Annotated in this window: 24 protein-coding genes and 1 tRNA gene; 8 read left to right on the top strand and 17 right to left on the bottom strand. The window is 40.0% G+C overall.

Going from position 1 to position 25,795, the window contains the following annotated elements; translation table 11 throughout:
• Positions 1-5 precede the first annotated feature (5 nt).
• The 3 genes from FLM47_RS03390 to FLM47_RS03380 are packed head-to-tail and all read left to right on the top strand — an operon-like array spanning position 6 to position 3,706.
• Positions 6-1,340, top strand: coding sequence for a GH1 family beta-glucosidase (locus FLM47_RS03390; RefSeq protein WP_178955172.1), 1,335 nt, complete (start codon positions 6-8; stop codon positions 1,338-1,340).
• 15 nt (positions 1,341-1,355) lie between these two features.
• Positions 1,356-2,684, top strand: a complete 1,329-nt coding sequence (locus FLM47_RS03385; RefSeq protein ID WP_178955170.1) for a glycoside-pentoside-hexuronide (GPH):cation symporter — start codon at positions 1,356-1,358, stop codon at positions 2,682-2,684.
• Between the two features lie 11 nt (positions 2,685-2,695).
• A complete protein-coding gene (locus FLM47_RS03380) occupies positions 2,696-3,706 on the top strand; it encodes a LacI family DNA-binding transcriptional regulator (RefSeq protein WP_178955167.1) in 1,011 nt (336 codons plus the stop codon).
• A gap of 12 nt (positions 3,707-3,718) precedes the next feature.
• On the opposite strand, the gene FLM47_RS03375 is transcribed toward FLM47_RS03380, so the two are convergent.
• From FLM47_RS03375 to FLM47_RS03355, 5 genes are read right to left on the bottom strand one after another with little or no spacing between them, the layout of a single operon-like run.
• Positions 3,719-5,680 (bottom strand): response regulator, encoded by a 1,962-nt coding sequence (locus FLM47_RS03375; RefSeq protein ID WP_178955165.1) that lies wholly within the window; start codon positions 5,678-5,680, stop codon positions 3,719-3,721.
• Between the two features lie 25 nt (positions 5,681-5,705).
• Complete coding sequence (locus FLM47_RS03370; protein WP_010390893.1) at positions 5,706-6,167, bottom strand: response regulator; 462 nt, start codon at positions 6,165-6,167, stop codon at positions 5,706-5,708.
• Between the two features lies 1 nt (position 6,168).
• Positions 6,169-7,653, bottom strand: a complete 1,485-nt coding sequence (locus FLM47_RS03365) for an ATP-binding protein (RefSeq protein ID WP_178955163.1) — start codon at positions 7,651-7,653, stop codon at positions 6,169-6,171.
• Between the two features lie 23 nt (positions 7,654-7,676).
• Entirely contained in the window at positions 7,677-7,886 is a 210-nt protein-coding gene (locus FLM47_RS03360) for a histidine kinase (RefSeq protein ID WP_138605223.1), read from the bottom strand.
• A gap of 39 nt (positions 7,887-7,925) precedes the next feature.
• Entirely contained in the window at positions 7,926-9,266 is a 1,341-nt protein-coding gene (locus tag FLM47_RS03355; protein ID WP_178955161.1) for a sigma-54 dependent transcriptional regulator, read from the bottom strand.
• Positions 9,267-9,491: 225 nt separating this feature from the next.
• Here FLM47_RS03355 and FLM47_RS03350 point away from each other — a divergent pair, with 225 nt between their 5' ends.
• Positions 9,492-10,010, top strand: coding sequence for an NUDIX hydrolase (locus FLM47_RS03350; RefSeq protein WP_178955159.1), 519 nt, complete (start codon positions 9,492-9,494; stop codon positions 10,008-10,010).
• 4 nt (positions 10,011-10,014) lie between these two features.
• Here the strand turns inward: FLM47_RS03350 and FLM47_RS03345 are convergent, their stop codons facing one another.
• The 3 genes from FLM47_RS03345 to FLM47_RS03335 form a co-directional block, all read right to left on the bottom strand.
• Positions 10,015-10,530: a YgjV family protein gene (locus FLM47_RS03345; RefSeq protein ID WP_178955157.1), complete on the bottom strand. Its 516-nt coding sequence runs from the start codon at positions 10,528-10,530 to the stop codon at positions 10,015-10,017.
• Positions 10,531-10,591: 61 nt separating this feature from the next.
• Positions 10,592-11,158 carry a Crp/Fnr family transcriptional regulator gene (locus FLM47_RS03340; RefSeq protein ID WP_178955155.1) on the bottom strand — a complete coding sequence of 189 codons (567 nt, stop codon included), beginning with the start codon at positions 11,156-11,158 and terminating at the stop codon, positions 10,592-10,594.
• Positions 11,159-11,164: 6 nt separating this feature from the next.
• Complete coding sequence (locus FLM47_RS03335; RefSeq protein ID WP_178955153.1) at positions 11,165-12,199, bottom strand: nitronate monooxygenase family protein; 1,035 nt, start codon at positions 12,197-12,199, stop codon at positions 11,165-11,167.
• A 201-nt stretch (positions 12,200-12,400) separates the two neighbouring features.
• Here FLM47_RS03335 and FLM47_RS03330 point away from each other — a divergent pair, with 201 nt between their 5' ends.
• Positions 12,401-13,777 carry an NAD-dependent succinate-semialdehyde dehydrogenase gene (locus tag FLM47_RS03330; RefSeq protein WP_178955151.1) on the top strand — a complete coding sequence of 459 codons (1,377 nt, stop codon included), beginning with the start codon at positions 12,401-12,403 and terminating at the stop codon, positions 13,775-13,777.
• Between the two features lie 71 nt (positions 13,778-13,848).
• Here FLM47_RS03330 and FLM47_RS03325 read toward each other — a convergent pair whose 3' ends face one another.
• The 4 genes from FLM47_RS03325 to FLM47_RS03310 form a co-directional block, all read right to left on the bottom strand.
• A complete protein-coding gene (locus FLM47_RS03325; protein WP_138605233.1) occupies positions 13,849-14,385 on the bottom strand; it encodes a DUF924 family protein in 537 nt (178 codons plus the stop codon).
• An 89-nt stretch (positions 14,386-14,474) separates the two neighbouring features.
• Entirely contained in the window at positions 14,475-15,554 is a 1,080-nt protein-coding gene (locus FLM47_RS03320; RefSeq protein WP_178955149.1) for an endonuclease/exonuclease/phosphatase family protein, read from the bottom strand.
• A 9-nt stretch (positions 15,555-15,563) separates the two neighbouring features.
• On the bottom strand, positions 15,564-15,947 hold the full coding sequence (locus FLM47_RS03315) for a hypothetical protein (RefSeq protein ID WP_075170389.1): 384 nt from the start codon (positions 15,945-15,947) through the stop codon (positions 15,564-15,566).
• A 73-nt stretch (positions 15,948-16,020) separates the two neighbouring features.
• Entirely contained in the window at positions 16,021-16,269 is a 249-nt protein-coding gene (locus FLM47_RS03310) for a TIGR03643 family protein (protein ID WP_041708743.1), read from the bottom strand.
• A 143-nt stretch (positions 16,270-16,412) separates the two neighbouring features.
• Here FLM47_RS03310 and FLM47_RS03305 point away from each other — a divergent pair, with 143 nt between their 5' ends.
• Both FLM47_RS03305 and FLM47_RS03300 read left to right on the top strand, forming a co-directional pair.
• Positions 16,413-17,069, top strand: coding sequence for a YoaK family protein (locus tag FLM47_RS03305; RefSeq protein WP_178955147.1), 657 nt, complete (start codon positions 16,413-16,415; stop codon positions 17,067-17,069).
• Positions 17,070-17,125: 56 nt separating this feature from the next.
• Positions 17,126-19,195 carry a TonB-dependent receptor gene (locus FLM47_RS03300; RefSeq protein WP_178955145.1) on the top strand — a complete coding sequence of 690 codons (2,070 nt, stop codon included), beginning with the start codon at positions 17,126-17,128 and terminating at the stop codon, positions 19,193-19,195.
• Positions 19,196-19,251: 56 nt separating this feature from the next.
• Here the strand turns inward: FLM47_RS03300 and FLM47_RS03295 are convergent, their stop codons facing one another.
• The 3 genes from FLM47_RS03295 to FLM47_RS03285 all read right to left on the bottom strand — a co-directional run bounded on the left by FLM47_RS03295 (position 19,252) and on the right by FLM47_RS03285 (position 22,563).
• Positions 19,252-20,391, bottom strand: a complete 1,140-nt coding sequence (locus tag FLM47_RS03295) for a Na/Pi symporter (RefSeq protein ID WP_008114296.1) — start codon at positions 20,389-20,391, stop codon at positions 19,252-19,254.
• A gap of 656 nt (positions 20,392-21,047) precedes the next feature.
• Complete coding sequence (locus FLM47_RS03290; protein ID WP_178955143.1) at positions 21,048-22,040, bottom strand: fatty acid desaturase; 993 nt, start codon at positions 22,038-22,040, stop codon at positions 21,048-21,050.
• A gap of 438 nt (positions 22,041-22,478) precedes the next feature.
• Positions 22,479-22,563, bottom strand: a tRNA-Leu gene (locus tag FLM47_RS03285).
• A gap of 270 nt (positions 22,564-22,833) precedes the next feature.
• On the opposite strand from FLM47_RS03285, the gene FLM47_RS03280 reads away from it, so the two are divergent.
• Positions 22,834-23,334, top strand: a complete 501-nt coding sequence (locus FLM47_RS03280; protein WP_138571397.1) for an RDD family protein — start codon at positions 22,834-22,836, stop codon at positions 23,332-23,334.
• 96 nt (positions 23,335-23,430) lie between these two features.
• Here the strand turns inward: FLM47_RS03280 and lptG are convergent, their stop codons facing one another.
• Together lptG and lptF are read right to left on the bottom strand one after the other, a co-directional pair.
• Positions 23,431-24,498: an LPS export ABC transporter permease LptG gene (gene lptG, locus FLM47_RS03275; RefSeq protein WP_178955141.1), complete on the bottom strand. Its 1,068-nt coding sequence runs from the start codon at positions 24,496-24,498 to the stop codon at positions 23,431-23,433.
• Entirely contained in the window at positions 24,495-25,607 is a 1,113-nt protein-coding gene (gene lptF, locus FLM47_RS03270) for an LPS export ABC transporter permease LptF (protein ID WP_178956840.1), read from the bottom strand. Before lptF ends, lptG begins: the two co-directional genes overlap by 4 nt.
• Between the last annotated feature and the right edge of the window lie 188 nt (positions 25,608-25,795).

The raw sequence follows: 25,795 nt of genomic DNA, 5'->3' as shown, positions 1-25,795 counted from the left end.
TCATTGTGTTTAAAACAATCTCCTTACCAGGCACGTCAGCCCTCTTAAAGCCGCCGTTTATTTTTGGGGTTGCTACAGCCTCTTTTCAAATAGAGGGAAGTTACGATACCCGCCTCCCCTGTATTTGGGATACTTTTTGTAACAAACCAAACACCATTGCAGATAACAGTAACGGCAACCAAGCATGTAAACACATTGAATATTGGCAACAAGATGTACAAATGATTGCTGATTTAGCTGTAGACGCTTATCGTCTTTCGATTTCTTGGCCACGCGTTTTACACCAAGATGGCAGCTTGAATATTCAAGGAATGTCGTTTTATAAATCGCTATTACAAGCTTTAAAAGCGCGCAACATTAAAACTTATGTCACTTTATATCATTGGGATTTACCACAGCATTTAGAAGACAACGGTGGTTGGCTAAATCGCGATACCGCGTATCAATTTGCTCATTACACTCATATAGTAACTCAACAACTAGAGGGCTTAGTTGACTCTTATGCGACCTTAAATGAGCCTTTTTGTAGCGCCTACCTAGGCTATGAAATAGGGGTACATGCACCAGGCATAAAAAGTCAAAAAGCAGGACGCCAAGCAGCGCACCACTTACTGCTTGCCCATGGACTCGCAATGCAAGTGATACGTAAGAATTGCCCCACGATAGAAGCCGGTATAGTACTTAACTTTAGCCCATCCTATCCGCTTACCACTGCTGATGAACGCGCTGCTAAATTAGCTGATGACTATCATAACCAATGGTATATACGGGCAGTACTAGAGGGCTGTTACCCTGAAGTGATTAATGAGCTTGCAAATGATGCAAAGCCACAGATTAGTGATGGAGATATGGCAATTATTAGCCAAAAGATCGATTTTTTAGGGGTTAATTACTATACTCGTATTCATTACAAAAATACCCCTGATCATTGGTTTAGCGAAGTTTCTTTAGAGAATGTTGCCACCACAGATATGGGCTGGGAAATATACCCGCAGGGATTGTGCGAATTACTGCTTTCACTAAATGATCGTTACACTTTACCTAAGGTATATATAACAGAGAACGGCGCAGCGATGGCTGATATATTAATAAATGGTAAAGTAGATGACATACAACGTGTCAATTATTACCATACCCACCTTAATGCCGTTCATAATGCAGTTGAGCAAGGCGTTAATGTACAAGGCTACTTTGCATGGAGTTTAATGGATAATTTTGAATGGGCCTATGGTTATGAAAAACGCTTTGGGCTAGTCTATGTTGACTACCAAACTCAACAACGTACCTTAAAACAAAGCGCAATTGCGTATCGTGATTTTCTTAAACAGCGCCAAAAATAATAACGAGTGGCTTTTATGCTGAGTAAAAAAGAAAAAATAGCTTACGGCCTAGGTGACACGGCCAGTAATATTATTTTTCAAACCGTAATGCTGTTTTTAACTTTTTTCTACACTGATATTTTTGGTATTTCGCCTGCTGTTGTGGGCACCCTTTTTTTAGTAGTTAGAGTTATTGATGCAGTAACTGATCCAATAATGGGCGCACTCACTGATGCCACTCATACTAAATACGGTAGCTACCGACCCTACCTACTTTGGCTTGCCATCCCTTTTGCCGTTATAAGCGTGATTACTTTTACTACCCCTGAGATGGGTGACGCCAACAAAATTATTTACGCCTTCGTTACCTACACCCTGCTAATGTTAGTTTATACCGCAATAAACATTCCTTATTCGGCACTTGGCGGCGTATTAAGTAGCAACCCTAACGAACGTGTCTCCATTCAATCATACCGGTTTGTGTTTGGCATGCTCGGAGGTTTATTGGTTACAAGCTGCACTTTGCCTTTAGTAACATGGTTTGGTAATGGTAATAACGAAATGGGCTATCAACTTACTATGCTGGTTATGAGTTGCCTCGGTGTGGTGTTGTTTCTAATTTGTTTTCGTTACACCAAAGAGCGAGTGAGCAATCCACCGCATAAATTATCTTTAAAAACACAACTTCATGTTTTATGGCAAAATCAGCCGTTTAAAATCTTGTGTATGGCGGCTCTGGTATTATTGACCAGTATGGTGTTGCGCACGACATTGGCTATTTACTATGTAAAATATGTTCTTGGCAAAGAAGATTTAATCACCGAATTTGTAACCTTAGGTATGATTGGTAATATTCTAGGCTGCGCCTGCGCACAACCTTTAAGTAAACGCTTTGATAAAAAAGTGGCTTATGTTTATCTACAATATATTTCCGCCATATTGAGCTGCCTTGCTTTTTTTATCCCTAATGAACACGTTTTACTAGCGTTTTTGGTGTATTTTTTATGGTGTTTTTTCACTCAAATGGCAACGCCTTTATTATGGGCAAAAATGGCTGATACTATTGATTACGGAGTCTGGCAGAATGGCCGTCGACTCACGGGTTTAGTTTACGCAAGCATCGTATTTTTTATCAAATTGGGGCTTGCATTAGGCGGAGCGATTGCCGGTTGGTTACTTGCTTATTATCAATATCAAGCCAATGTGGAATTAAGCGAGGCAACTAAAAATGGTATTTTAACCTCATTCACACTTTACCCCGCGATTGGTAGTGTACTTGTGGCATTAATAATGAGTAAATACAGCCTAGACAATAAAACCATTAAAAAAATCACTGCCGATTTAACACAGAAAAGCAATTTGTAGCAAGGAATAGTATGGCCACCATTTATGAAGTGTCAAAGCTTGCAGGGGTGTCACTTGCCACTGTTTCAAGAGTAATGAACAACAATGCAAACGTAAGTGATGCAACCAGAAAAAAAGTCACCTTAGCCATGGAAGAGCTGGGCTACCGCCCTAACTCTATTGCGCAATCACTGGCTTCTAATTGCTCTAATAGCGCGGGCTTGTTAGTTTCAGAGCTTAAGGGTCCATTTTATGGGCCGATGATGAGCGGTATAGAGAACACCCTAAGAAACCAAGGTAAACACGTTATTATTACCGCAGGCCACAGTGACGCAGAGCGAGAGCAACAAGGCATCGAATTTTTAATTAGCCGCAATTGCGACGCACTTATTTTGCATGTTGAAGCTATTAGTGATGAATACTTAATAAAACTCAGTAAAGGCAAAACCCCGTTTGTTTTGCTAAACCGCTATATTGAAGAGCTCGCCGACCGCTGTATTATTCTTGATAATACTAAAGGTGGCTATTTAGCCACTAAATACATTATTGAATCGGGCCATAAAGACATTGCCTATATTAGCGGTCCACTATGGAAAAAAGATGCTCAGGAACGCTTAAATGGGCATAAACAAGCGCTTGCTGAATTCGCCATTAAATTTGATGAAAACAATTTATTTGAAGGTGACTTTGTAGAAGAAAGTGGCTATGAAGGCTTTGCTACACTTTATAAAAATAACCCCGCCTTTACCGCCTTGGTGTGTGCCAATGACGAAATGGCCACTGGTGCCATGGTGAGTGCCAGAGAGCATGGTATACAACTACCTTCGCAGCTTTCAATTATTGGCTACGATAACGTGTTTTTTACCCGTCACGTTTACCCTCCGTTGAGCACTATAAACTATCCTATCGATGAGATGGGTAAAGTGGCAGCGCAGTGGGTACTTAGTCATGTTTATCAAAAAAGCGTACACCCTATTCAAACGTTATTTGAGCCCGAGTTAGTTATACGCCAATCTGTGGTTAAACCTTTAACATCTAGGTAAGCTAATAGGCTGTTAAACAAGCTGATTGAGTAATGATAAATTTATTGGTTTTAACAATACCTGCTCTATTTCTAGTTGCCTGATATGCACAGCATCGGGCTCCATACCACTAATAATAACGCGCTTAATATTAGGGTAATGCTGTTTAATAAACCCAGCCAGCTCTAAACCGGTACCATCTGGCAAATGCATATCAAGTAATACTTTATCGTAATTACTATTATGCTCTAGTACTGCCTTACAGTCTTTAACACTTGCTGCTATATCGGTATCCACATCCAAGCTTTCTAGTAATAGCTGGGTAATTTGTGCGGCATCAGCATCATCTTCTACTAATAAAAAGCACTTCTTATCTCTACTCGGTTTAGGCATTGGCTGAATAGATGAAGTAGGCTGTTCTTTTTGCCCGAGCCTTAACTCTAAGCATTGATAAAGCAAGTGGGAATCTACAGGTTTGGCAATCATATCGTCAAACCCTAACGCATTGAGTTCGTTATGAATGCCTTTCATAGTTGCTGCAGTTAAGGCTATGATTGCGCCTTTAAATCCTAGCTTTCTAAGCTCAATAGCAGCTTCTTTTCCGCCCATTACCGGCATATGGATATCTAAAAATATAATATCGTAGGTAGTGTGCCCGTCTGCTAGCTGTTTTTTTACTTTTTCAAGTGCTTGCTTACCATTATCAGCATAATCGACCGCAGCGCCTGCTGAACCGATTAAGTGACCAACTAACACGCGTAAATCGCGTAAATCATCAACCACCAACACCTTACCACTCACCTGGCAGGGCGCTACTTTTTGCTGCATATTGGGGGTTAAATCCAGCTTTAATAAATTACGCTCTACCTGCCTGATATCACCAGGGTACAGGGAAATGGTAAACGTTGATCCTTTACCTACATGGGAGTCTAATGAAATATCCCCCTGCATACGACTAAGTAGTTCAGAACAAATAGCCAAGCCCAAACCTGCACCACCTACTGAGCGCGACTCTACATCAGCTATTTGCTCAAAAGGCTTAAAGATAAGGGCTTGTTTTTCAGGAGCAATACCTAAGCCTGAGTCTTTAATACTAAAAAATAACATTTCACGCTCATCAACCATGTCAGTCCACGCATTAACCACAATTTCACCTTGCTCGGTAAATTTAATCGCGTTATTGATCAGGTTAATGAGTATTTGTCGAACTCGAGTCGCATCTACACGAATGACTAATGGTAAAGGCTCCAGTGATTCAAATTTTAGTGATAAGCCTTTATCGAGCGCCGATACACGCATTAAGGTAAATACGTCGGCCATTAAGCTATCAAGGTTAACCTCCCCTAAACTCAGTTCGAGTTTATCGACAGCAATTTTAGATAAATCTAAAACGTCATTCAGTAAGCTTAATAAATGCTTACCATTACGATAAATCACACCGAGCTCGTTTTCAGCCTGCTTGTTAAAGTCACTGAGCATCAACAACTCTGTATAACCTAAAATAGAAGATAGCGGTGTTCGTAATTCGTGGCTTAAATGTGCTAAAAAGCGATCTTTTGAACGGTTTTCAGCCTCGGCTTTTAAGCGTTCCACTCGCTCATCTTCTACATCACGGCGCGCTAATGCGTAGCGAATAGAGCGAGCAAACCGGCTACCACTCATTTCGTTTTTAACTAAGTAATCAACCGCTCCGGCATCAAGCGCAGCTGAATCGAGGGCATCGTTTGATTGCCCTGTAAGCATAATAATAGGCCCACAAAAACCATTTTTAAGCGCTTGTTTTAAAACACTCAAGCCATCAGATGCCCCTAAGCGATAATCAAGCAAGCAGATATCATGTTGATTTTTACTCAACACTTCCACCGCCTGCTCAGGAGAGCTTATCCAGTCTATGTCAAACACATGGGAACTGAGCTGCTCTAAATAGTCACGAGTTAAAATGTAATCATCTTCATCGTCTTCAACCAATAGCAGTTTCGTTGCCTTTGCTAACATAGCGTCTCCTGTTTTAATAATATGCTTAATCGTTAAACGTGCTTGGTAGCTCTACAAACTCAACCCAGTATTTACCCAGCGTTTTCATCAACTCAACTAACCCGTCAAACGTAACCGGCTTAGTTATGTAAGACGCAGCGCCTAGGTTATAACCTTTAACCATGTCTTCTTCTTGCTTAGATGTGGTTAAAATTACCACTGGAATGCCTTTTAGGTTTGGATTTGCCTTAATAGCTTCAAGCGCTTCACGACCATCCATTCTCGGCATGTTTAAATCAAGTAAAATTAAGCCTGGTCTTGGCGAGATGCTTTTATCTACAAACTTGCCTTTGCGCTCTAAATACTCCAAGAGTTCAACACCGTCTTCAACAAAATGTAATTCATTTAAAACGCGACTTTCAGCAAGCGCATCTTGGGTTAATAAACGATCATCTTCATCATCGTCTGCCATCAAAATGGTAATCGGTTTTACGTTTGTTAGTGGCATATTATGCCTCTCCTTGTAGTGTGAATAACTCTGCATTCACAGGTAATTTAATAATGAAAGTTGCCCCTTCACCTAGGGAGCTTATCGCAGCAATAGAGCCGCCATGTCGCTCTACGATTCGACGACATACAGATAAACCAATACCCGTTCCTTTATATTCTGAACGGCCATGCAAACGTTGAAATGGTACAAATATTTTATCCGCGTACTCATCAGAGAAGCCGATCCCATTATCTTTTACGGTAATAACGTGCCAGCATATCTCACTGTTATGATCTTCACTAAACTCACATACCCGTTCAAAGTCAACATTAACAACTGGGTCCACGTTAGGCGCTCTGAACTTCACTGCATTTGAAATTAAGTTTAAAAACAGCTGATGCATTTGACTTGGATCAGCCTGAATAATGGGCATCTCAACCGTAACAACCTGTGCATTACACTCAATAATCGCTATTTCTAAATCACCTTTTATATCATTCAGAATACTGTTTAAATCGGTATCAGTAAAATCTTTACCTCGGGTCGTTACTCGAGAGAACTCTAATAAATCATTAATTAAGTTAGACATTCTTTGCGCTGCATTTTTCATGCGGGCAATATAATCAGCGCCTTTTTCGCCCAACTCGTCTTTAAACATGCTTTCAAGCCGATCACTAAATGCTTGAATTTTCCTTAGCGGCTCTTGCAAGTCATGACTGGCAACAAAAGCAAACTCTTCTAACTCTCGGTTACTACGACTCAATTCATCAGAATACAAGGTAAGCTCTTGAGTACGTTCACTCACTTTACTGGCTAAAGTTTCATTTTGCATTTCAAGCTCGGCACGATACTCGGCCGCATTTTTTAAATTAAGCCTAGCTAATAAAAACATACCCAAAATCAACAATGCACTGGTAACTGCTGTTATACCAAAAGTGATTTTAGCTTCTTTCTTAATTTGTTCTAATTTAGAGAAGTGGCTGATTTTAAAGAGCAACTCACGCTCTTGAATATCACTAACCAATGCACGGATCTCTCTATACAGGTCACGCCCTTCATGTGTATTGAGCCTCAGAAGTGCACGCTTTTCCTTATCGTTTAATGCTAATTTAACCGTTATTTTAAGCTCATCTATTTTAGCTTCAACCAATAGTAACAGCTGTGCAATACGCTCAGCTTGCCCGTCAATTTCAGAATGTAAGGCGCTCACATGGTTCGTTTGAGACTTTATTTGTGCGACGGCATCGTAGTAAGGCACTAAATAATCATCCGTTTGAGTTAATAAATACCCACGCTGCCCCGACTCAGCTTGCACCACCGAAAGGTGCAATTGCTCTATCGCCGTACTTAGCATATTAGTGTTATCTAAACTTTGTTGAGTACGCGTTAGGCCTTGTATGGTATTAATGGCTAAAAAAGCATTACCAACAATAATACACAGCACTATAGATATAAATAACGCCCATACTACATTTGCCTTGCCTTGCTGTTTGCGTTTAATCATTTATCGTCCTGAATTAATTAGGGTTACTTCGATTCTGAAATAAGCTGCAAACTGTCACTGCACGCTTGGCAATTAGCAATTATTTTATCCAGTGCAGCGAGTGCTTTATCTTTTGGCATATCGTTTTCAAGTACTAGCTTAATTAGTTCAGCATTCATCGAAATACGATTTAGTGGCGCACGTGCGTCGTGTACCAGCTCATTCAAAGGTTTTGTTTTTTCTGACGATGCCATCAAAATCCTCGTTTTGTTGTTATTAAATTTGCATACTGGTTATTTATACTCGCCAATACCACCATAAGCATTTAAACGGTTATATAAGGTTTTAGTACTAATACCCAGCATTTGTGCTGCTAAAGTTTTATTACCTTGTACCTTATCGAGCGTGGCATGAATAAGTTCTTTTTCAACTTCTTCAATTGTTTGCCCTGCTGATACCTGTTTGTCCTCAGATTGAGTATTAACCCTTGAAAAAGGTGACTCTAAGTTGTCAGGTAATGTAATTGTGCTAGTTTGCGGATCGCTCATAATAAAAGCGCGATGAATAGCATGGCGAAGTTCACGTACGTTACCTGGCCAGTCGTATGTTTGTAGCTCTTTAAGTTGTTCATTAGTCCACGCAAACGCTGTACCATTTTCATCGTTCAACTGCCCTAAAAATGCTTTTGCGAGTAATGGAATATCTTCTTTTCGCTCTCGAAGTGTCGGTATATCAATTGGAAAAACAGCGAGTCTAAAGTAAATATCTTCACGTAAAATATTATTCTGCGCTAAATCGGTAAGAGAGCGGTTAGTCGCTGAAATAACACGGCAATTTACTGGTAACTCACGATTACCACCAACCCGTGTTACTTTTTTAGTTTCAAGTACACGCAATAAATTAGGCTGCATATCAATCGGCATTTCAGTGACTTCATCAAGAAATAACGTTCCGCCATCGGCTTGTTCAAACACGCCTTCTTTACGGGCAATAGCACCGGTAAATGCACCTTTTTCGTGACCAAATAATTCACTACCAATAAGTTCTTTTGAAAGCGCACCACAGTTACTCGCCACCAGTGGACCTTCGCATTTACTGGCATTATGAATAGCTTGCGCTACCACCTCTTTACCTGCTCCGCTTTCACCCATAAGCATAACGTTAGCATTAGTTTTAGCTACGCGCTCTATCATGGTATAAAGCTGTTGCATGGGCGCAGACTCGCCAATAAGCGTGTCAAAATGGTGTGTAATGGCGGCACTTTTCGCTTTTTTAACCGTTTTTTTCGGGCCGTTTAATACTAATTCTAAATCTTCACGTTGCAGCGGCTTTAATAGATGCGACACATTAGGCTCACACATCTCAGCTAAAATACCTTTAACCGAAGGGTGACCAGAAATAAGGGTGACTTTAGGCGATTGACCAATCATTTTTAAATGATCTAATAAATGCAAGCCACTGCCATCAGGTAACATAAAATCGAGCAGCACGTGATCGAAAGTATTATTTTCAAACCACTGATGTGCTTCTTTTAAACTGGTTGCTGTATTAATGTTGTGGCCAAGAAACTCAACAATATGGCAAATAACATCGCTGAATTCGATGTCGTCATCGACTAAAAGTATATTTAACATGAATAATCCCTGTGCTTTTTCACTATTCTACTTGCCCTTTAAAGTAAATGAAAGATATACATAATTAAGGTACAAAGTGCGGCTGTTTTATTTTTAATTCAATAGTTTAATCATAAGTAGCTGTATAGGCGCTGAAATAGCGCTATTTTATGCGGCTTATTAAATCTCTATTAAAGCAATTAATATAACTAACTGATATAATTTATTTTTATTACAGGAGTTGTTATGCGCTTATTAAAAACCTACATTCATCCCTCAATCAATATTGAGCAAGGTCGTCAATTTTCTCGCCCAACCGCTCGCGCTATTGCATTTAAGCAACAACACATTTTACTTATGTATACTCAGCGCTATGACGACTTTAGCTTACCTGGCGGTGGAATTGACCCGCATGAAAGCATTGAACAAGGGTTGATCAGAGAACTAAGTGAAGAAACTGGCGCACAAAATATAAAAATATGTAGCGAGTTTGGGCTTTACGAAGAGTACCGCCCTTGGCACAAAGATGACTTTGATATTATTCATATAAAATCATACTGCTACCTCTGCCAAATTGATGAGCAACTAGGCCAAGCACAGCTTGAACACTACGAAAAACAAAATGGCATGCAGGCTAAATGGGTTGATATCTTTCAAGCGATAGCTCATAACGAACGCACACTTGCAAACAGTGACAAGCAAGGGCTATCGATTATTCGCGAAACTTACCTGCTAAAAGCTATTGCTGCACAGTTTTTTACCTAGGTGTTTAGGGCTGAATTTGCGGTTCGCTCAGCGATTTTTTACCCACATAAAAGCGGTATAGTCCCAGTAAGTTACTACTTAAAAATAGGCTTTCCATGATTATTGCCACTGGCGAGCCGGCGAAAATATTATGTGTTATCCAAAAAGAGGTTCCCACCACCATACATAACCTTAAGTGCAAATCTCGATTTTGAAATGAAGCAATGGTTTGTATTAATGTCGCCACCAATGCAAAGGCGCTAAACCAATCTTGCCAAGTAAAATAAACGGCTAAGCAGCTGACAGCCATAAACCCAAACATAGCCCAAGTATGCTTAAAGTAAATACAATAAAAATAACGCACCGCGGCAATAAACATTAAGCAGCCAGCACTGTGATAGCCCAATATAAAAAAGTGAGCAGAGGTTAATAATACTGAGGTAAATAAACAGCTTAAAATAATTCGTCGGGACTTAAACTGAAATGAAGCTAAGTCGAGTAAAGTAGCGGCTGCTACTAACGATTGGGCAATTAAAAACATAACACTCCAAAGTATTAAGGCTTAAAAATGGGGAGTGTATAGTGCTTTATGAAAACAGCACTTAACTTAAGTTAAGTCGCTTACGAATTCGTGACAACGAAATAGCCGAAATGCCTATATACATTGCCACTTGGCTTAAGCTTAGCTGCGCCAACCAATGAGGTTTATGTTTGAGTAAATAGCAGTAACGCTGCTCGGGGCTATTAAGTAATAAAAATGCCTCTTTGGCTTCTTTAAAAATAAGTTGCTGTGCAATAAGCTGCTGCTTAATCAGATGATACTGTGCTTGCTCAAATAGTGTTAGTGGTACTTTAATTACATTGGCTTCGTTAATCACTTTTAATTGATAAAACGCAGGTGTTGAGGTCATCCAATTGGCAAACAGCAACGCAAATTCATCTTTAAAATAAAATTCTTTACACTTTTGCACGCCGTCTATGTCATCATGAATAGCGCCTAAAACTCCGTCCACAATTAAATACCCATAACCTTGTACATCGCCTTGTTGCACTAATACAGTATTGGGCGCTATTAGTTGCTGAGGATACTTACCAGCCAATTGCACTTTAAACTTGTTTACTAGTGCTTCATAACTATCGCCAAGCGATAAAAGTGGATTATCAGACATTAAAAATTACCATTTTTTCATTAAAGCATGTGTAATGTCAGCCGCTGATACACCCACCCTAGGAATATATTTTTGGCCACACCATAAAGGTGAAAAATCACTTTTAGCACTTTTTTCAGCTCGACTTCTTAAGGCTGTTATTGCACTGCTGGCATGTGGAAACGCAGGAACCCCATTTGGCATAGCACCTAGCTCTTGGATTACTCGATTTTGAATACCCCGAGCGGCTCTACCAGAGAACAATGTGGTCAGTGTGGTCTCATCTTGTTGCTGATCTAAAATAGCCTGTTGATGCAAAGCTGATGTTGTTGCCTCCTTGCACAGTAAATAAGCACTCCCTACTTGGACTGCACTCGCTCCTAACGCTTTAAACCGCTGAACATCATCGGCTGAAGCAATACCACCAGCAGCAATAATAGGTAGTGATATATGCTTAACACAACGCTTAACTAACTGCTCAGTAGTTTGTTGTAAGCTTAAATCCATAGATAAAAAATGCCCTCGATGGCCACCAGCTTCTATACCCTGAGCAATAATCCCATCAGCGCCATTTTCACTAAGCCAAATAGCTTCATCTAAAGTGGTAGCCGTTGAAATTACTTTAGTGCCCCAGCTTTTTATTTGCGCCACAATAGTTTGCCCAGGTAAACCAAAATGAAAACTCACAACTGCTGGCTTATAAGGTGCAATTATATCAACAATCGATTGATTTATAGGTTGACGAGAAGCCCCTGCAGTTAAGCTTTGCGGGTCAATTTTATACTCTGTAAAGTAAGCGGCAAGTAATGCATGCCAGCACTGTTGTTGCGCGGATGTGTAGTCAGCAACTGCATGACAAAAAAAGTTAAGATTAAACGGCTTTGTTGTTTTGTGGCTAAGTATTTCTAGCTGCTCAACTAATTGTGCTGGGGATAACATAGCGCAAGGCAAAGAGCCTAACCCTCCAGCCTCACTTACAACAAGAGCAAGCTGCTCGTTTTGAACACCCGCCATAGGTGCCTGAATTATCGGTAAAGTGGTATTAAACAATGATGGCTTCATTTGAACTCTCCCTGTAACTTTTTCAACAACTTGCAGTATTTACAGAACCATAGCAAAAACAGCAAGCAAACAACATCTAGATTTTAGTCATAAGTAATGTAAAAACTATTACTAACAGATAGTTATGATTTTTTTAATATCGAGAAACTAACTGGCTTTGGTTTTGCACCTACCCTATTACATAATTTGTTAGGAGGTAAAATGAGTAACACAGTTGATACGATCAATCCCGCAACAGAGCAAGTCATTAATAGCTATACACTGCTTTCTCAAGCTCAAGCAGAGCAAGTGATCGAAAAATCTCATGAAACATACTTAACATGGCGATTAACCTCGTTTACCGAGCGCGCACAACATCTAAATAAATTAGCCTCTTTATTTGAAAGTCAAAAAGAAGCCTTAGCAAAACTAATGACCGAAGAAATGGGTAAAGTCTATGAGCAAGGCTTCCAAGAAGTTCAGCTTTGTGCTGACATTTGTCGTTATACCGCTGAACATGGCGCCGATATGCTTAGCGACGAGGAGCGCGACATGCAAGGCGGTCGTGCAATAATAAGCTATCGCCCTACCGGCGTACTGCTGGGTATTCAGCCGTGGAACTTCCCACTTTATCAGGTTATTAGATACAGTGCCGCAAACATTATGGCGGGTAATACCACGGTATTAAAACACGCCGGTAATGTATTTGGTATGGCTGAGAAAATTGAAACGCTATTTTTACAAGCAGGCTTTCCTGAACACTGCTTTAGCAACTTACTGGTTGATGGTAAAACTGCCAGCGCCCTTATTTCACACTCAGCGATTAGTGGCGTAACCTTTACTGGAAGTGATGGCACAGGTAAAAAAGTGGCAGAGCAAGCTGCCAAGCATGTTAAAAAAACCGTGCTAGAACTGGGTAGTAACGATGCTTTTGTGGTACTTGACGACGCTGATTTAGCCCTTGCAGTTAAAGCATGTTTACAAGGACGTATTATTAATAACGGCCAAACCTGTGTTGCCGCGAAGCGCTTTGTGGTGGTTGATTCACTCTACAATGACTTCAAAGAAGCACTAAGCCAGCAGTTTAAGGCGATAAAAATGGGCGACCCAATGGATGAAGATACTGAACTAGGTCCTATGGCACGCGAAGATTTACGCGACAAAATTCATCAGCAAGTACAAGACTCTGTCAATGCAGGTGCAAAAGTACTTGTAGGCGGCGAAATACCGCAAAAAACAGGTTATTACTACCCCCCAACCGTGCTGGAAAACCTCAGACCGGGTATGCCTGCGTATGACGATGAGCTATTTGGTCCTGTCGCATCTTTAATTAAAGCCAAAGATAACGACGACGCTATGCGTATCGCTAATGATTCGCGCTATGGACTAGGCGGCGGTATATTTTCAAAAGATGAGAAGAAAGCCATTGAACTGGCCAAAAAGTATTTTGACACCGGCATGATCAATATTAATGGCTATGGTTTGGCACAACCAAACCTACCATTTGGTGGTGTTAAAGACAGCGGTTATGGCCGAGAGCATGGTGGCTTTGGGATTCGCGAATTTGTGAATGTTAAAAGCATCATGATTCACAGCTAATATCAGGTATCAGGTTAGTAAAATTAAGCACCGCGCTTGTCGCAAGCGTGGTGTTTTTTTGTCTAATAAATTTAAAAACCTGAGTTAGGCTGCTTTAAAAATTCAAGCTCTTCTTTGGTAGAATCCCGCCCCAGTATCTTATTACGATGCGGATAACGATTAAATCTATCGATAATCGCCTTATGCTGATACTCAAAATCTAAGTTATTTTGAATACCTAACGCTTTATATAACTTCACTGCTTCCTTATGAATTAGCTTTGATTCGCTGTGCATAAAAGGCATATACAAAAATACGCGTTGCTCATCCGTCAATTCCTTATCAAACCCTTTCGCAATAGCGGTTTGCGCTAACGCTAGAGCTAATGCATCACAGGCAAATGCTGCGGGCTTTTCACGGTAAATATTACGTGAGAACTGATCAAGCACAATAATTTCCGCAAGACTACCTATCGCGCTTTCACGCCAATCAAATAACTCATTTACACTTGCTTGATGATGCAATTTACCAAAACGAGTTTTAATTTGTGCATCAAGCCCATCGTCTTTTTGCCACCACTGTTTAGGCTCAAGCTCGGTAAACCAAAAGTCGATAATTTTATTAAACATAATGAATCTCTTTGTTAATTAACGCTAAACCAAATAGTTTGCTACAAAAAACTTCGTCTAAAACCTTTAACCTAATATCTGTACTATACCTAGCCCTTTTCAAACATAGGTACTTTGCGTTTATCTGCTTTGCTCATTGCCAGCTCTTGTATATCTTGCTGCTTTTGCTCGCTTGGTTTTGTTTCTAGGGATTGCTGATTAGCATCTTCAAATACCAATTCGGTTAATAAGGCAAAATGATCGGAGCCATATTTAGCAAGGCGCTTTATTCGTTTTACACTAAAGCCTTTTGAGTGAAATAAATGATCAAGCGGCCAACGCATAAAAAAGTAATTAGCATGAAAAGTATTAAAAAAACCACGGCCTTTACGGGGGTCTAAAAATCCACTAATTTGCATAAATAAACGAGTACTGCGTGACCAAGCAACATCATTTAAATCGCCAGCGACTATCGTAGGGCGAGTTGAACCTTTAAGGGCTTTAGCCACCATTATTAATTCGCTATCGCGTGGACGTGATGAATCTTCTTCGGTTGGGCTTGGTGGCGCGGGATGAATAAAATGCCCCTGCATTTTTAACCCTTGGTGGTTTTCAAATAAAATATGAATAGAAGGAATATCATCTTCTATAAGTGCACAAATTTGTGCATCGAGTATGTTAAATTTACTAAATACATGCATGCCGTAGCGGTTATCTTTTGGGCACTGTACTTGATAAGGGTAGTTTTTTTTAAGCACGGACAATTTATCTTGCCACCAACTATCGCTTTCTAAGGTGATAAGTAAATCGGGCTGATATTTATCGACTAAGTTAATTAACTGCTCACTATGTCGATTCGACATCAGTACATTAGCGGATAAGATTCTGATGCTATGATCACTACTTTTTGGCGCTGTTAATACTTCTTTTTTAGCAAACCAAGTGTAGGGATAAATCCACTTAGCTTGAAGCGCACAAATAATTAAAGCAACAGCCGCTATTAATGAGTATGCAATAAAGTCGATTTGCCACATACCTATTACTGCCACGATAATTACAGCGCTTGCTAGGTAACACACCTGCAAGCGCACAAAGTCGCAACTACGTATCAAGTAATGCTGACTGTATGACAGGGGTAATAACGTTATTAATAACAACAAGCCAGTAACTATGACCAATACAGTGAGCATTTATAAATCCTAATAGCGCTGTAAAATAGAGAGTATTTCACGAGTGTCGTGCACTAAGTGAATAATAGTGCGATCAACTTCAACTCGCACTGTGTCTCTTTCTCGGTCTATTACTCTAGCACGCTTATAAATGTCATGCCCAAGGATATCACCTTGATGATAAGATCTGTGCCACCCTGGTGGAGTCCACCCTTGACGAATTAACTGCTTGGCTTGTTTCTTAGAAAGCCATTTTTTATTATTGTATTGGTTATATTTTTGCTTTTTCCAGTGATGCTTGTTTGCGTGTTTATTCGCATGCTTGCCTGCATGTTTGTCTTTGTGTGGTACAGCAAATGCGTTTGTTGCCGTTAGCGCAAAAACCATTACTAAAATACTGATTAGTGATTTCATGGCGATTCTCCAGTGTGATCATTACTGAAGAGTATTAACGGCTAAGCCTGAACATTACATGAAATGAGAAAAATTAACGTTGCTTGTACTGTGTTTTACAATGACTGCGCATAATCGCGGGGTCGCGTAACTTTAGGTGTTTAGTTTTACGCCCAGCATGGCGCTTACGCCATACTTTAAATGACCCGCTAGAGATATGCTCCCGCATAAAATTAACTAATTGAGAGTAATTTAGCCCATACAGATTTTCAATGGCTTCAAATGGCGTTCTGTCTTCCCATGCCATTTCTATAATGCGTGATTGCTGTTCTTGGTTAAACATATTAATTCCAAATTTGGTTGATACGCAAAAGTTAAATTTAGCGATCATCACTTGCTTGTGATGTTAAAAATATAACCTCTTTTCATTTATTAACTTTAATTAAGTGTATGATTAATCTACACACTGAAACCGGAGCTAAAAGGATGTTTACAAAACTACCTAAGTGGGTCGAATATGGTGCGTTTACCCTCGCTTTTATTGCCGGTATGGTAAACGCAGTAGGTTTATTAGGGTTTGAACAGCAAGCAATTTCTCACGTTTCAGGGTCGGTGACTTCATTAGCTATTGAACTTACTACCAACATCAAGGCAGCGTTATTTTTAATTGCGATTGTACTGAGTTTTATATTTGGCTCGGCATTAACAGGCTTAATGCTTTCAGGCGGTTCACTTAAGCTAGGCCGCCATTACGATACGCTCTTATTTATTGAGGGTATTTTACTGCTGTTAAGCGCACAGCTACTTCAATATTCTTACCCTTACGCACTTACACTCGCTTCTGCGGCCTGCGGCTTACAAAATGCTTTAGCCACTAACTACAGCGGCGCAGTTGTGCGAACCACTCACTTAACAGGTATTTTTACCGATCTGGGTTTGATGTTTGGTAAAGCCCTAAAAGGAGAAGCTTTTGACAATAGAAAATGCTTGGTCTTTGTATTAATTATTGCCGGGTTTTTAGCCGGCGCAGTGGTAGGGGTATTACTATTTAAACATTACTCAGTGCTCACTTTAGTTTTTCCGGGCATTTTTTGTATTGTTTTATCGATTACTTATCGGGTTTATAGGTTGAGTGTGCTTTAACCAATTCACAAAATCCCCTACCCTAAACTTATCAAATTGCCGATGTGCTGGAATTTATGAAATATTACTATTTACCCCCGTTATTGTTATGCAGTCAGTTAGGTTTAATTAATAGTGCGTGTGCTGAAGATACCGCGCAATCAATTGAACGTATCACCACCACAGCATCGCGTAGTGAAGCGCTTTCCACGCCATTACCACTGGTGATCAGTGTATTAAGTGAATCACAGCTTGAGCTTATAGCTCCTACCCATGTAGAGGAAGCGCTACAACGCGTTGCAGGTGCCAATGTCCAACGTGGGAATGGCCAAGAGTATTTACCGGCTCTGCGCTCGCAAGTACTTTCTGGAACGGGCGCTTGTGGTGGTGTTTTAACCGCAGAAGATGGCATAGCTCTTCGTGCAGCTGGTTTTTGTAATATCAATGAACTATTCGAAGCGCATAGCGAAATGGCAGAGCGTATTGAAGTATTAAAAGGCCCAGGTTCTGCACTTTATGGTTCTAATGCAGTGCATGGTGTAATTAACGTTATTACCCCTGATACTACGCAAGGTGGTGGTTTACTAGGCTTTGATTATGGCTCTTATGGTTATGCTCGCTATAAATTACGTGCAGGCCATGCCATGGATAATTCAGGCCTAGGTATTAATGCTAGTTTTACTGATGATAGCGGTTATCGAGATGACGAAAGCGTAAAGCAACAAAAAATAAATGTGCGCCATCGCTATAATAATGACAACTTAAGCTTAGTTTCTGGGCTTACGTATACTAATTTAGATCAACAAACTGCTGGTTATATTAGCGGTTTTCAAAGCTATAAAGATGAAGATATAGCACAGCAAAATTTTGATCCCGACGCCTTTAGAAAAGCTCGCTCGTTTAGGGCTTGGAGTAAAGCAAGCTGGCAATTAGGAGAAAACACTCTAGTTGTTACCCCTTATATTCGTGACCAAAGTATGGACTTTTTTAAACACTTTTTACCCGGCACACCACTTGAAAAAAATAGCCAAACTGGGTTTGGGCTACAATCGCTTTATCAGCATTATGTGAACGACAATACCAACTTAAAGCTTGGTTTTGATGGTGAGTTTACCCAAGCCGATTTTTTACAAACCCAAGATAAACCAACTCAAGGTTCTGCGTTTTTAGTGGCCACAGTGCCGCAAGGTAAACATTACGATTACCAAGTCGATGCCACCTTATATGCCCCATTTGCCGCTATTGATTGGCAGCTAAATAATTGGCTTATAACTGCAGGTCTACGTTATGAGCATATGCAATATAACTATCAAAACAATATGCTTACAGGGCGTACAAAAGAAGATGGCAGTAAATGTGGTTTTGGTGGCTGTCGTTATAGTCGCCCCGAGAGCACTAAAAACAGCTTTAGTAATCTTTCGCCAAAACTCGGTGTGAGCTATCAGCTTAATATTAACAATACATTATACGCTAACTTTTCAAGAGGCTATAGAGCCCCACAAGCAGCTGAGCTTTATCAATTACAACGCGAGCAAAGTACTGCCGACTTAGACGCAGAAATAGCAAATAATGCTGAGTTAGGTATTAAAGGGGTGTACAACAATACTCGCTACGGTTTGTCGGCTTATGCGATGAGCAAGCACAATACCATCTACCGTGACAGTGACTTTTTTACTGTTAATGACGGCCAAACTCGACATCGCGGCATTGAGCTTGAGTTAGCGCATAGCTTTAATCAGCACTTATCGGTTAACTTCGCAGGTACTTATGCCAAGCATACGTACTCGAATGATCAAATCATTGGCAGTATTAATATTAAAGGTAACGATATTGATACCGCACCTCGAAAGGTTGCTAATATCGATTTTAACTGGCAAGCCAACGAGCGTGTTAACCTTGCTCTGCAATGGCACTATGTGAGTCGCTATTTTACCGACCCTGAAAACTTACATGAATATCAAGGTCACGATATTTTAAGCTTGCGCGGCCAATGGCAAATAAGCCCACAGCTATTACTGAGTGCGCGAATAATAAATCTAACCAACAAGGCTTACGCACAGCGCGCAGATTACACTAGTTTTACTGGCGATCGTTACTTCCCAGGAAAACCGCGTAATGCCATGCTGTCTGTAAGTTACCAATGGTAAAACAAAAAATGCGCTATATAAGCTATATAGCGCATTCTTTTTATTCATTTATTTGCTTATCTAACGGCCAGTACAATTAAACCTGGCACCACAAAGAACGACCCTAACACATAGCCTAATGCAGCTGATTTATTCTTTGTACCAATTTCGGCTAGCTTTTCGGCTAACTTAAGCGGAATTTCACGTAGTACAGGAATTCCGTAAATTAGTGCAACCGCAAATACATTAAACATAACGTGTACTAAAGCAATCGTTAGCGCCACTTCAGCCATAGGCCCTGTAATTGATGTGGCAGCTAATAGAGCGGTAATGGTTGTACCAATATTAGCCCCTAGCGTAAATGGATAGATTTGACGTGTAGTAAACACACCACTTCCCGCAAGTGGGATCATTAAACTCGTTGTGGTTGACGACGACTGAACCATAACTGTTACCGCTGCACCTGATGTGATACCCGCGATAGGCCCGCGCCCAATTGCACCATGCAGTATATCTTTTGCAGTGCCAACCAATGCTTTTTTAAGTAGTTTACCTAATGTAGTTACGGCAAATAAAATCAAACAAATACCTGCTATAACCATCGCTGCACCTAGCATTTTTGTGTCTAGGAAGCTAAATGCATCTTTTATTACACCCACAGCAGGTTTAACAAGTGGTTTAATAAAGTTGTAGCTCTTTAATGATAAGTCGGCATCACCAATAAATAGGTGCGACAGAGCTGCGGACATTTTTTGCAGCAAACCAAACATTATCTCAAGCGGTAAAAATATAATAACGGCAAATAAATTAAAGAAATCATGAACCGTTGATGCTGCAAACGCACGTTGAAACTCTTCTTTAGAGCGAATATGACCAATAGACACTAAGGTGTTAGTAATAGTCGTACCAATATTTGCACCCATCACCATTGGAATAGCAATACTTAACGGTAAACCGCCAGCAACAAGGCCCACTATTACTGAAGTAACCGTTGATGACGATTGCACTAAAGCCGTTGCCAAAGCACCTAATAATAATGCAATAAACGGGTTGGTTGCGAATGCAAAAATTTCTTTTGCTCCCTCAGTACCGCCCGACGCTAATTTAAAACCACCACTGACAGTGCCAACGGCTACTAGGACTAAATAAACTAAAAAGGCGATAGCAGCCCAGTTAAGCGTTTTTATTAATAGCGTATTGCGCTTTGATTCACTCATGTTTAAATCTCAATTTTTGTCTTGCCGATTATGGCATTTTGATGACGTTTTTGTTTCAGAGCGCATTAGAACACCTAAATATTACAGAAATATTTCAATTCGATTAACGTGCTTCTTTATTCATAACTTAAAAATATAAGGTTAAAAAATCGAGTATAAGGCAAGCCATAACTTTAAAAATAAGTAATTAAAAAATTGATATTAAATTACATAGCGAAGCACTGAGTAGGAGCAATTGAGCACTAAGTTAAAATGTATTTAAGTAATGAATTAACTAAGTTCTGATGATCTTTTAAGGTTGAATTTTCAGCTGTTCCAAAGGCCATGCTAAGAGGCGATTTACTCTTTGTTGCCTGAATGGGTATAGGTAAGGAACATGAGCAAGACGCGGAAGCTTTGCTCGTTTTTCACTTATTCTTACAGGGATGTAAGCCAGTAGAATAACGCAGGAGCAGTTATCGAACCCACAAGGTTACAAACCTCGTATCGCGATTGAATTGCTCTAGTTTTAACGAATCTCAATCCGCAAAGGTCAGTAGACCCTAGGTATTTGAAACGGTTTTATGGACTTTACCTGATATTACTAGAGGCATTGCCTAGCATTAGACTAGGCAATATTAACAAAGCATCAATTGATAATTGGATAAAAATTAACATTATGATTGATACAAATTCGCTTGTTTTATACTGGCAAAATCATTAAAACGTACCCCGTGTTGGCGCATCACTTCAAGGATTTTTTTACTGATCATTTGTCGTAAATAAAACGGCTGATTCGGCACAAAATGATGAATAGTATGAGTATGCCCAAAGTTAAAGCAAAATAAATTAAATGGTATAAATAAACGGCTAGTAATAACATGAGTTTGTTCAAGCATATTATTCACACCGCCGTAATAATGCATACTTGAAGTAACAAAATTAAGTGAGCTCGAACGCACAATGTTAGGCACAATCAGCACCACCATTAGAAATTCGAACACATTCATTACATCAAGTAGAAATACCGGTGAGTTAGCCGCAATTGGGGTAAATAAATTGATTAAATGAAACGCTATCACACTGTATAAAATAGCAAAATAAGCAGTGGTAATTGGAAAACCAGCATTAAACACTTTAAAAAAACTAAACCCTTTAATTTCTCTACTAAAACGTTTTGCATTAATTAATAAGCCGAGTAATCCATCAATAATTACTAAGGCACGTAAAAACGGATTTTTAATACCATTACCTACCAAACGTTCTTCTAAATCTTGCTCAGTACCCGACGTTTTATGATGATGTAAATGCATCTTGCGACGGTACCATGGGCTTATGGTATTAGGACGCATCAGCCACACGGTTAACATCATAAAATTATGCAAAAATGGTTGGTTGCTAAAATACTGTTTATGAATTAAGTCGTGCTCAAGTTCATGAGAAATTGAGGTAGCAATCGCCGCTAAAATAATACATAGCCATGCGGGTATAATAGCAAAATAATACAGCGTGCCAATTCCTATTAACGCACTTAAAGAGAGTAGTAAAATAGCCATCCCTAAGGTATTTTGATGCATTAATAACGGGTGTTTTTTACGCAGTAATGCTTCTTCAGCCTTAATCGCTTTTACAATGGCTTGAATATTCTGTTTTGCGGTTAATTGAGTCATGATGTTTTATTCGCAACAAGAGGTTAAGGTATATAATACCCGAGTCAAAACACATTGCACAACTTAGCTAACTCATATCAATAAAAAATACGATTAAAGTCAGGCCTGTGTTTACTATCTAACCTTAGTTCTGGATAAGAAACCTATCTCAAGCAGAGCTTAAGGTTAGGTAAACCAAAACGTTTACAGGCCAAGTTTAGATCAAAACCTACTGCTTATAAAAGTAGCAATGTTGGACACATTTTTTGTAATTAAAATCCGGCCACTCAAATCTTAGGCATAAAAAAACCCCAACCAATTTGGTCGGGGCTATAAAAAGTGGTACCAGCGGCCGGACTTTTACTTATAACAGCGGCACCTCACGTGCCGCTCAAGTCCGGCAACTCAAATTTAAGACATAAAAAAACCCCTGCTAAATCTAGCAGGGGCTATAAAAAGTGGTACCAGCGGCCGGACTTGAACCGGCACGCCTTTCGGCAGGGGATTTTGAATCCCCCATGTATACCAATTTCATCACGCTGGCATCATTTTTCTTTAACCTTCTAACACGAGAAGATAAAGAAAAACCACTTAAGAGTGAAAGATTATGTACCCTCTCCCATCTCATTGCCTAGCATTATACAAACAATGAGCAAAGCGGCAAGCGTTTTATGTATTCAGCGTGATCGACCGCTTAACATTTAGGCAACCATTAACATTTGAGCCAATACCGAGTTAAGCACGTAGCGTAATAGGTAGTATTTAACGGCTTATTTGCTAAACTATCGCGCACATTAACAGTGAGAGTATATTTATGTCGGCTGAGTTTCCACGAGCAGGGTTTTGGCGTCGTTTTGCGTCATTGGTGTACGACACATTAGCTATTATCGCTTTTGCGATGCTAACGGTGGTATTGTATTTATTTGCTATTCAAGGGCTTATTTCCCTTGATGTTATTGCCCTTAATGGCGCTGAAGATGTATCTGCACGTATTCAGGATTCACTATTACTTTCTGGTATTCGCAGCTCGCTGCTGGTGCTTGTTGGCTTGGTATTTTTTGGTTATTTTTGGACAAAAAGTGGGCAAACAATTGGTATGCGAGCATGGCGCTTAAAAGTACAAACCAACCAAGGAAGTTTAATTAGCTGGCCACAAGCTATTATCCGCAGTATCAGCGCATTACTTGGTTTAGGGAATTTAGTGGTATTAGTCGACTTTAAAAATAAAAAAGCACTGCAAGATTACTTATCAAAAACCGAAGTAGTTACGCTCACCAAAGAAGAAAATAAACGCGTTTATCGCGAACTAGATTAATACTTAATCTAGTGAATTTGTATAGCCTCAAGCTAAAGCATAAAAAACGCGGCACTTTTAAAAAAGGCCGCGTTTTTATTTAAGCTTTAAGTCTAGCTACACCCGCTTATTCATTAAATAAGCTGCAAACCCAGTAAATAAAATGCTCGGCAGAACGGCGCCTATAATGGCTGGGATTTGATATACCATTACCACTGGGCCAAATATCTCATTAGTTAAGTGAAACACTATCCCCGTTACCACTCCCATGATAATTCGTGCCCCCATAGTTACGGTTCGCAGCGGACCAAATATAAACGATAAGGCAACCAACAACATCACAGCAATAGACACTGGCTGCATTAATTTACGCCATAACGCTAAATCATAGGTACTGGTGTCTTGCTCATTTTGCTGCAAATAAGCTAAATATGACCACAATCCTGAAAACGACAATGACTCTGGTTTTACTGAAACCACGCCAAGTTTTTCACCGGTAAGCTGAGATGGGTAAAACTCTTCAGTAACTTGCTCCGTGGTAATAAGCTCTTCACTGATCAATACTTTGTTCACATCGCGCAGTAGCCAGCCATTATCACGCCCTACTGCTTCTTTTGCTTTAGTAATTTGTGTAAGTAGCAACGACTTATCGAAGTGGTACATATTTACGCCGCGGAGCATGCCATTTTGGTCAACATCTTCAATATTAATAAAATTACTGCCGTCTTTAGCCCACACGCCTTTTTGCGCATTAAATACATCCCCACCATGAATAGCTTGGTTACGCATTTCCTTTGCATGCAACTGAGCGGCGGGCGCTCCCCACTCCCCTAATGCCATTACGCACAGGGCCATAAAAATAGCGGTTTTCATTACCGAGCCAATAATTTGTAAACGCGACATACCCGCGGCTTGCATCACTACCAGCTCACTATTAGAGGCCAAAGCACCTAACCCAGTTAAGCCACCAATAAGTGCCGCCATCGGGAAAAACACCACTAAATCGCCAGGCATACTATAAATTGTATATAGCAAGGCGGTCATAATGTCGTAACTACCTCGGCCAACCGATTTAAGCTGCTCTATAAATTTAATTAAAGTACTGATCCCCACCAGCACCATTAGTGCAAACCCAGTGGTTTGCATAATACTGCGACCTAAATACCAATCAAGCGTTTTCATCATACGTGTTGCTCCCGTTTAGTAACAACAGCTTTCAGCCAAGCACCTAATGGACGACCCCTAATAATTAATAAACTACCAATAAATAATGCACTTAAGTGAATCCACCACAGACCAATAGAAGGCGGAATTTTACCATCTTCTACCGCAAACTTAGCTGCATTAAGTAAAATGAAATACCCTAAATATAAGCTCAAAGCCGGTACTAATTTAGCAAATTTACCTTGGCGTGGATTAACAACGCTCAGGGGTACTGCAAGTAAAGTTAATAATGGAATAGATAACGGAATAGCTAAACGCCATTGCCACTGTGCAATTGCTTCTGGGGTATTAATGGTTATTAATTCACGAGTTGGCACGGCTTCTAACTTACGACGTTGATGTTCTATTTCTTGTTCGCGAATTTGTACGCTGTAGCCATCAAACTCAGTTAAGTTAAGTGAAGGCGCTTCGCCATCGGTCTCGTAACGTTTACCATCAGTAAGTACTAACTGCTGTTCACCATTCTGTGCTTCAATAACAACACCTTGCTCTGCATAAACTAATCGCGCTAAGTCGCCTTTTTCGCTATCGGGGAGTTGTGCCACAAAAACTTTGTTGAGCTCTTTGCCGCTATTTTCAATATTATGAATAAATACCACAGCTTTTTCGTTACCGGTTTGCTGAAAACGCCCAGCTCGAAGTGCAGATAAACCAGCATCAGCCTTGGCTTGTTCTTTAAGTTGGTATTCTTGTTCGCTTGCCCACGGTGCAATATACAGGGTAAGCACCGCCGCCAATAACGCTAAGATGACACTTGAAATTAGCGTAATACGCACTACATACCACTCACTCACGCCACAGGCTTTAAGTACAGTCATTTCACTGTCAGCGTAAATACGGCTATAAGCTAAAATAATCCCTAAAAATAAGCTCAGAGGCAAAATTAATGATGCTAACTGCGGTAATTTAAGCGCAATCATGGCAAACACAAGCTTTGCTGGGATACTCCCTTCTGAGGCATCACCAAGAATGACAACAAACTTTTGCGACAAAAATATGGTCATTAAAGTTAAAAATACGGCGACCTGCGATTTAAAAACCTCAGTGGTCAAATAACGGAAAATTAGCAACATTCGCCCCTGTTAAACATGGAATTTCAATATAGTAATAAAAAACAATGAGTGAACGAGTTAATTCACTCATTTTAAATGAGTATTAAGCACACATTATAAGCCATCAATATTAATTATCCTACCTAACATCACGATATAATGTTGCATTAGTAACCCTTAAGCATATAAAGTTCAAATACACAGTA

This window comes from Pseudoalteromonas sp. Scap06, assembly GCF_013394165.1.
Lineage (GTDB): Bacteria > Pseudomonadota > Gammaproteobacteria > Enterobacterales > Alteromonadaceae > Pseudoalteromonas.
The sequence above is the reverse complement of the archived record's forward strand: the minus strand, read 5'-3'. Positions and strand labels throughout refer to the sequence as shown.

Coding starts and splice junctions, on each gene's coding strand:
- FLM47_RS03385 (WP_178955170.1), top strand. CDS start 1,356: ATGCTGAGTAAAAAAGAAAAAATAGCTTACGGCCTAGGTGACACGGCC.
- FLM47_RS03380 (WP_178955167.1), top strand. CDS start 2,696: ATGGCCACCATTTATGAAGTGTCAAAGCTTGCAGGGGTGTCACTTGCC.
- FLM47_RS03375 (WP_178955165.1), bottom strand. CDS start 5,680: ATGTTAGCAAAGGCAACGAAACTGCTATTGGTTGAAGACGATGAAGAT.
- FLM47_RS03370 (WP_010390893.1), bottom strand. CDS start 6,167: ATGCCACTAACAAACGTAAAACCGATTACCATTTTGATGGCAGACGAT.
- FLM47_RS03365 (WP_178955163.1), bottom strand. CDS start 7,653: ATGATTAAACGCAAACAGCAAGGCAAGGCAAATGTAGTATGGGCGTTA.
- FLM47_RS03360 (WP_138605223.1), bottom strand. CDS start 7,886: ATGGCATCGTCAGAAAAAACAAAACCTTTGAATGAGCTGGTACACGAC.
- FLM47_RS03355 (WP_178955161.1), bottom strand. CDS start 9,266: ATGTTAAATATACTTTTAGTCGATGACGACATCGAATTCAGCGATGTT.
- FLM47_RS03350 (WP_178955159.1), top strand. CDS start 9,492: ATGCGCTTATTAAAAACCTACATTCATCCCTCAATCAATATTGAGCAA.
- FLM47_RS03345 (WP_178955157.1), bottom strand. CDS start 10,530: ATGTTTTTAATTGCCCAATCGTTAGTAGCAGCCGCTACTTTACTCGAC.
- FLM47_RS03340 (WP_178955155.1), bottom strand. CDS start 11,158: ATGTCTGATAATCCACTTTTATCGCTTGGCGATAGTTATGAAGCACTA.
- FLM47_RS03335 (WP_178955153.1), bottom strand. CDS start 12,199: ATGAAGCCATCATTGTTTAATACCACTTTACCGATAATTCAGGCACCT.
- FLM47_RS03330 (WP_178955151.1), top strand. CDS start 12,401: ATGAGTAACACAGTTGATACGATCAATCCCGCAACAGAGCAAGTCATT.
- FLM47_RS03325 (WP_138605233.1), bottom strand. CDS start 14,385: ATGTTTAATAAAATTATCGACTTTTGGTTTACCGAGCTTGAGCCTAAA.
- FLM47_RS03320 (WP_178955149.1), bottom strand. CDS start 15,554: ATGCTCACTGTATTGGTCATAGTTACTGGCTTGTTGTTATTAATAACG.
- FLM47_RS03315 (WP_075170389.1), bottom strand. CDS start 15,947: ATGAAATCACTAATCAGTATTTTAGTAATGGTTTTTGCGCTAACGGCA.
- FLM47_RS03310 (WP_041708743.1), bottom strand. CDS start 16,269: ATGTTTAACCAAGAACAGCAATCACGCATTATAGAAATGGCATGGGAA.
- FLM47_RS03305 (WP_178955147.1), top strand. CDS start 16,413: ATGTTTACAAAACTACCTAAGTGGGTCGAATATGGTGCGTTTACCCTC.
- FLM47_RS03300 (WP_178955145.1), top strand. CDS start 17,126: ATGAAATATTACTATTTACCCCCGTTATTGTTATGCAGTCAGTTAGGT.
- FLM47_RS03295 (WP_008114296.1), bottom strand. CDS start 20,391: ATGAGTGAATCAAAGCGCAATACGCTATTAATAAAAACGCTTAACTGG.
- FLM47_RS03290 (WP_178955143.1), bottom strand. CDS start 22,040: ATGACTCAATTAACCGCAAAACAGAATATTCAAGCCATTGTAAAAGCG.
- FLM47_RS03280 (WP_138571397.1), top strand. CDS start 22,834: ATGTCGGCTGAGTTTCCACGAGCAGGGTTTTGGCGTCGTTTTGCGTCA.
- lptG (WP_178955141.1), bottom strand. CDS start 24,498: ATGATGAAAACGCTTGATTGGTATTTAGGTCGCAGTATTATGCAAACC.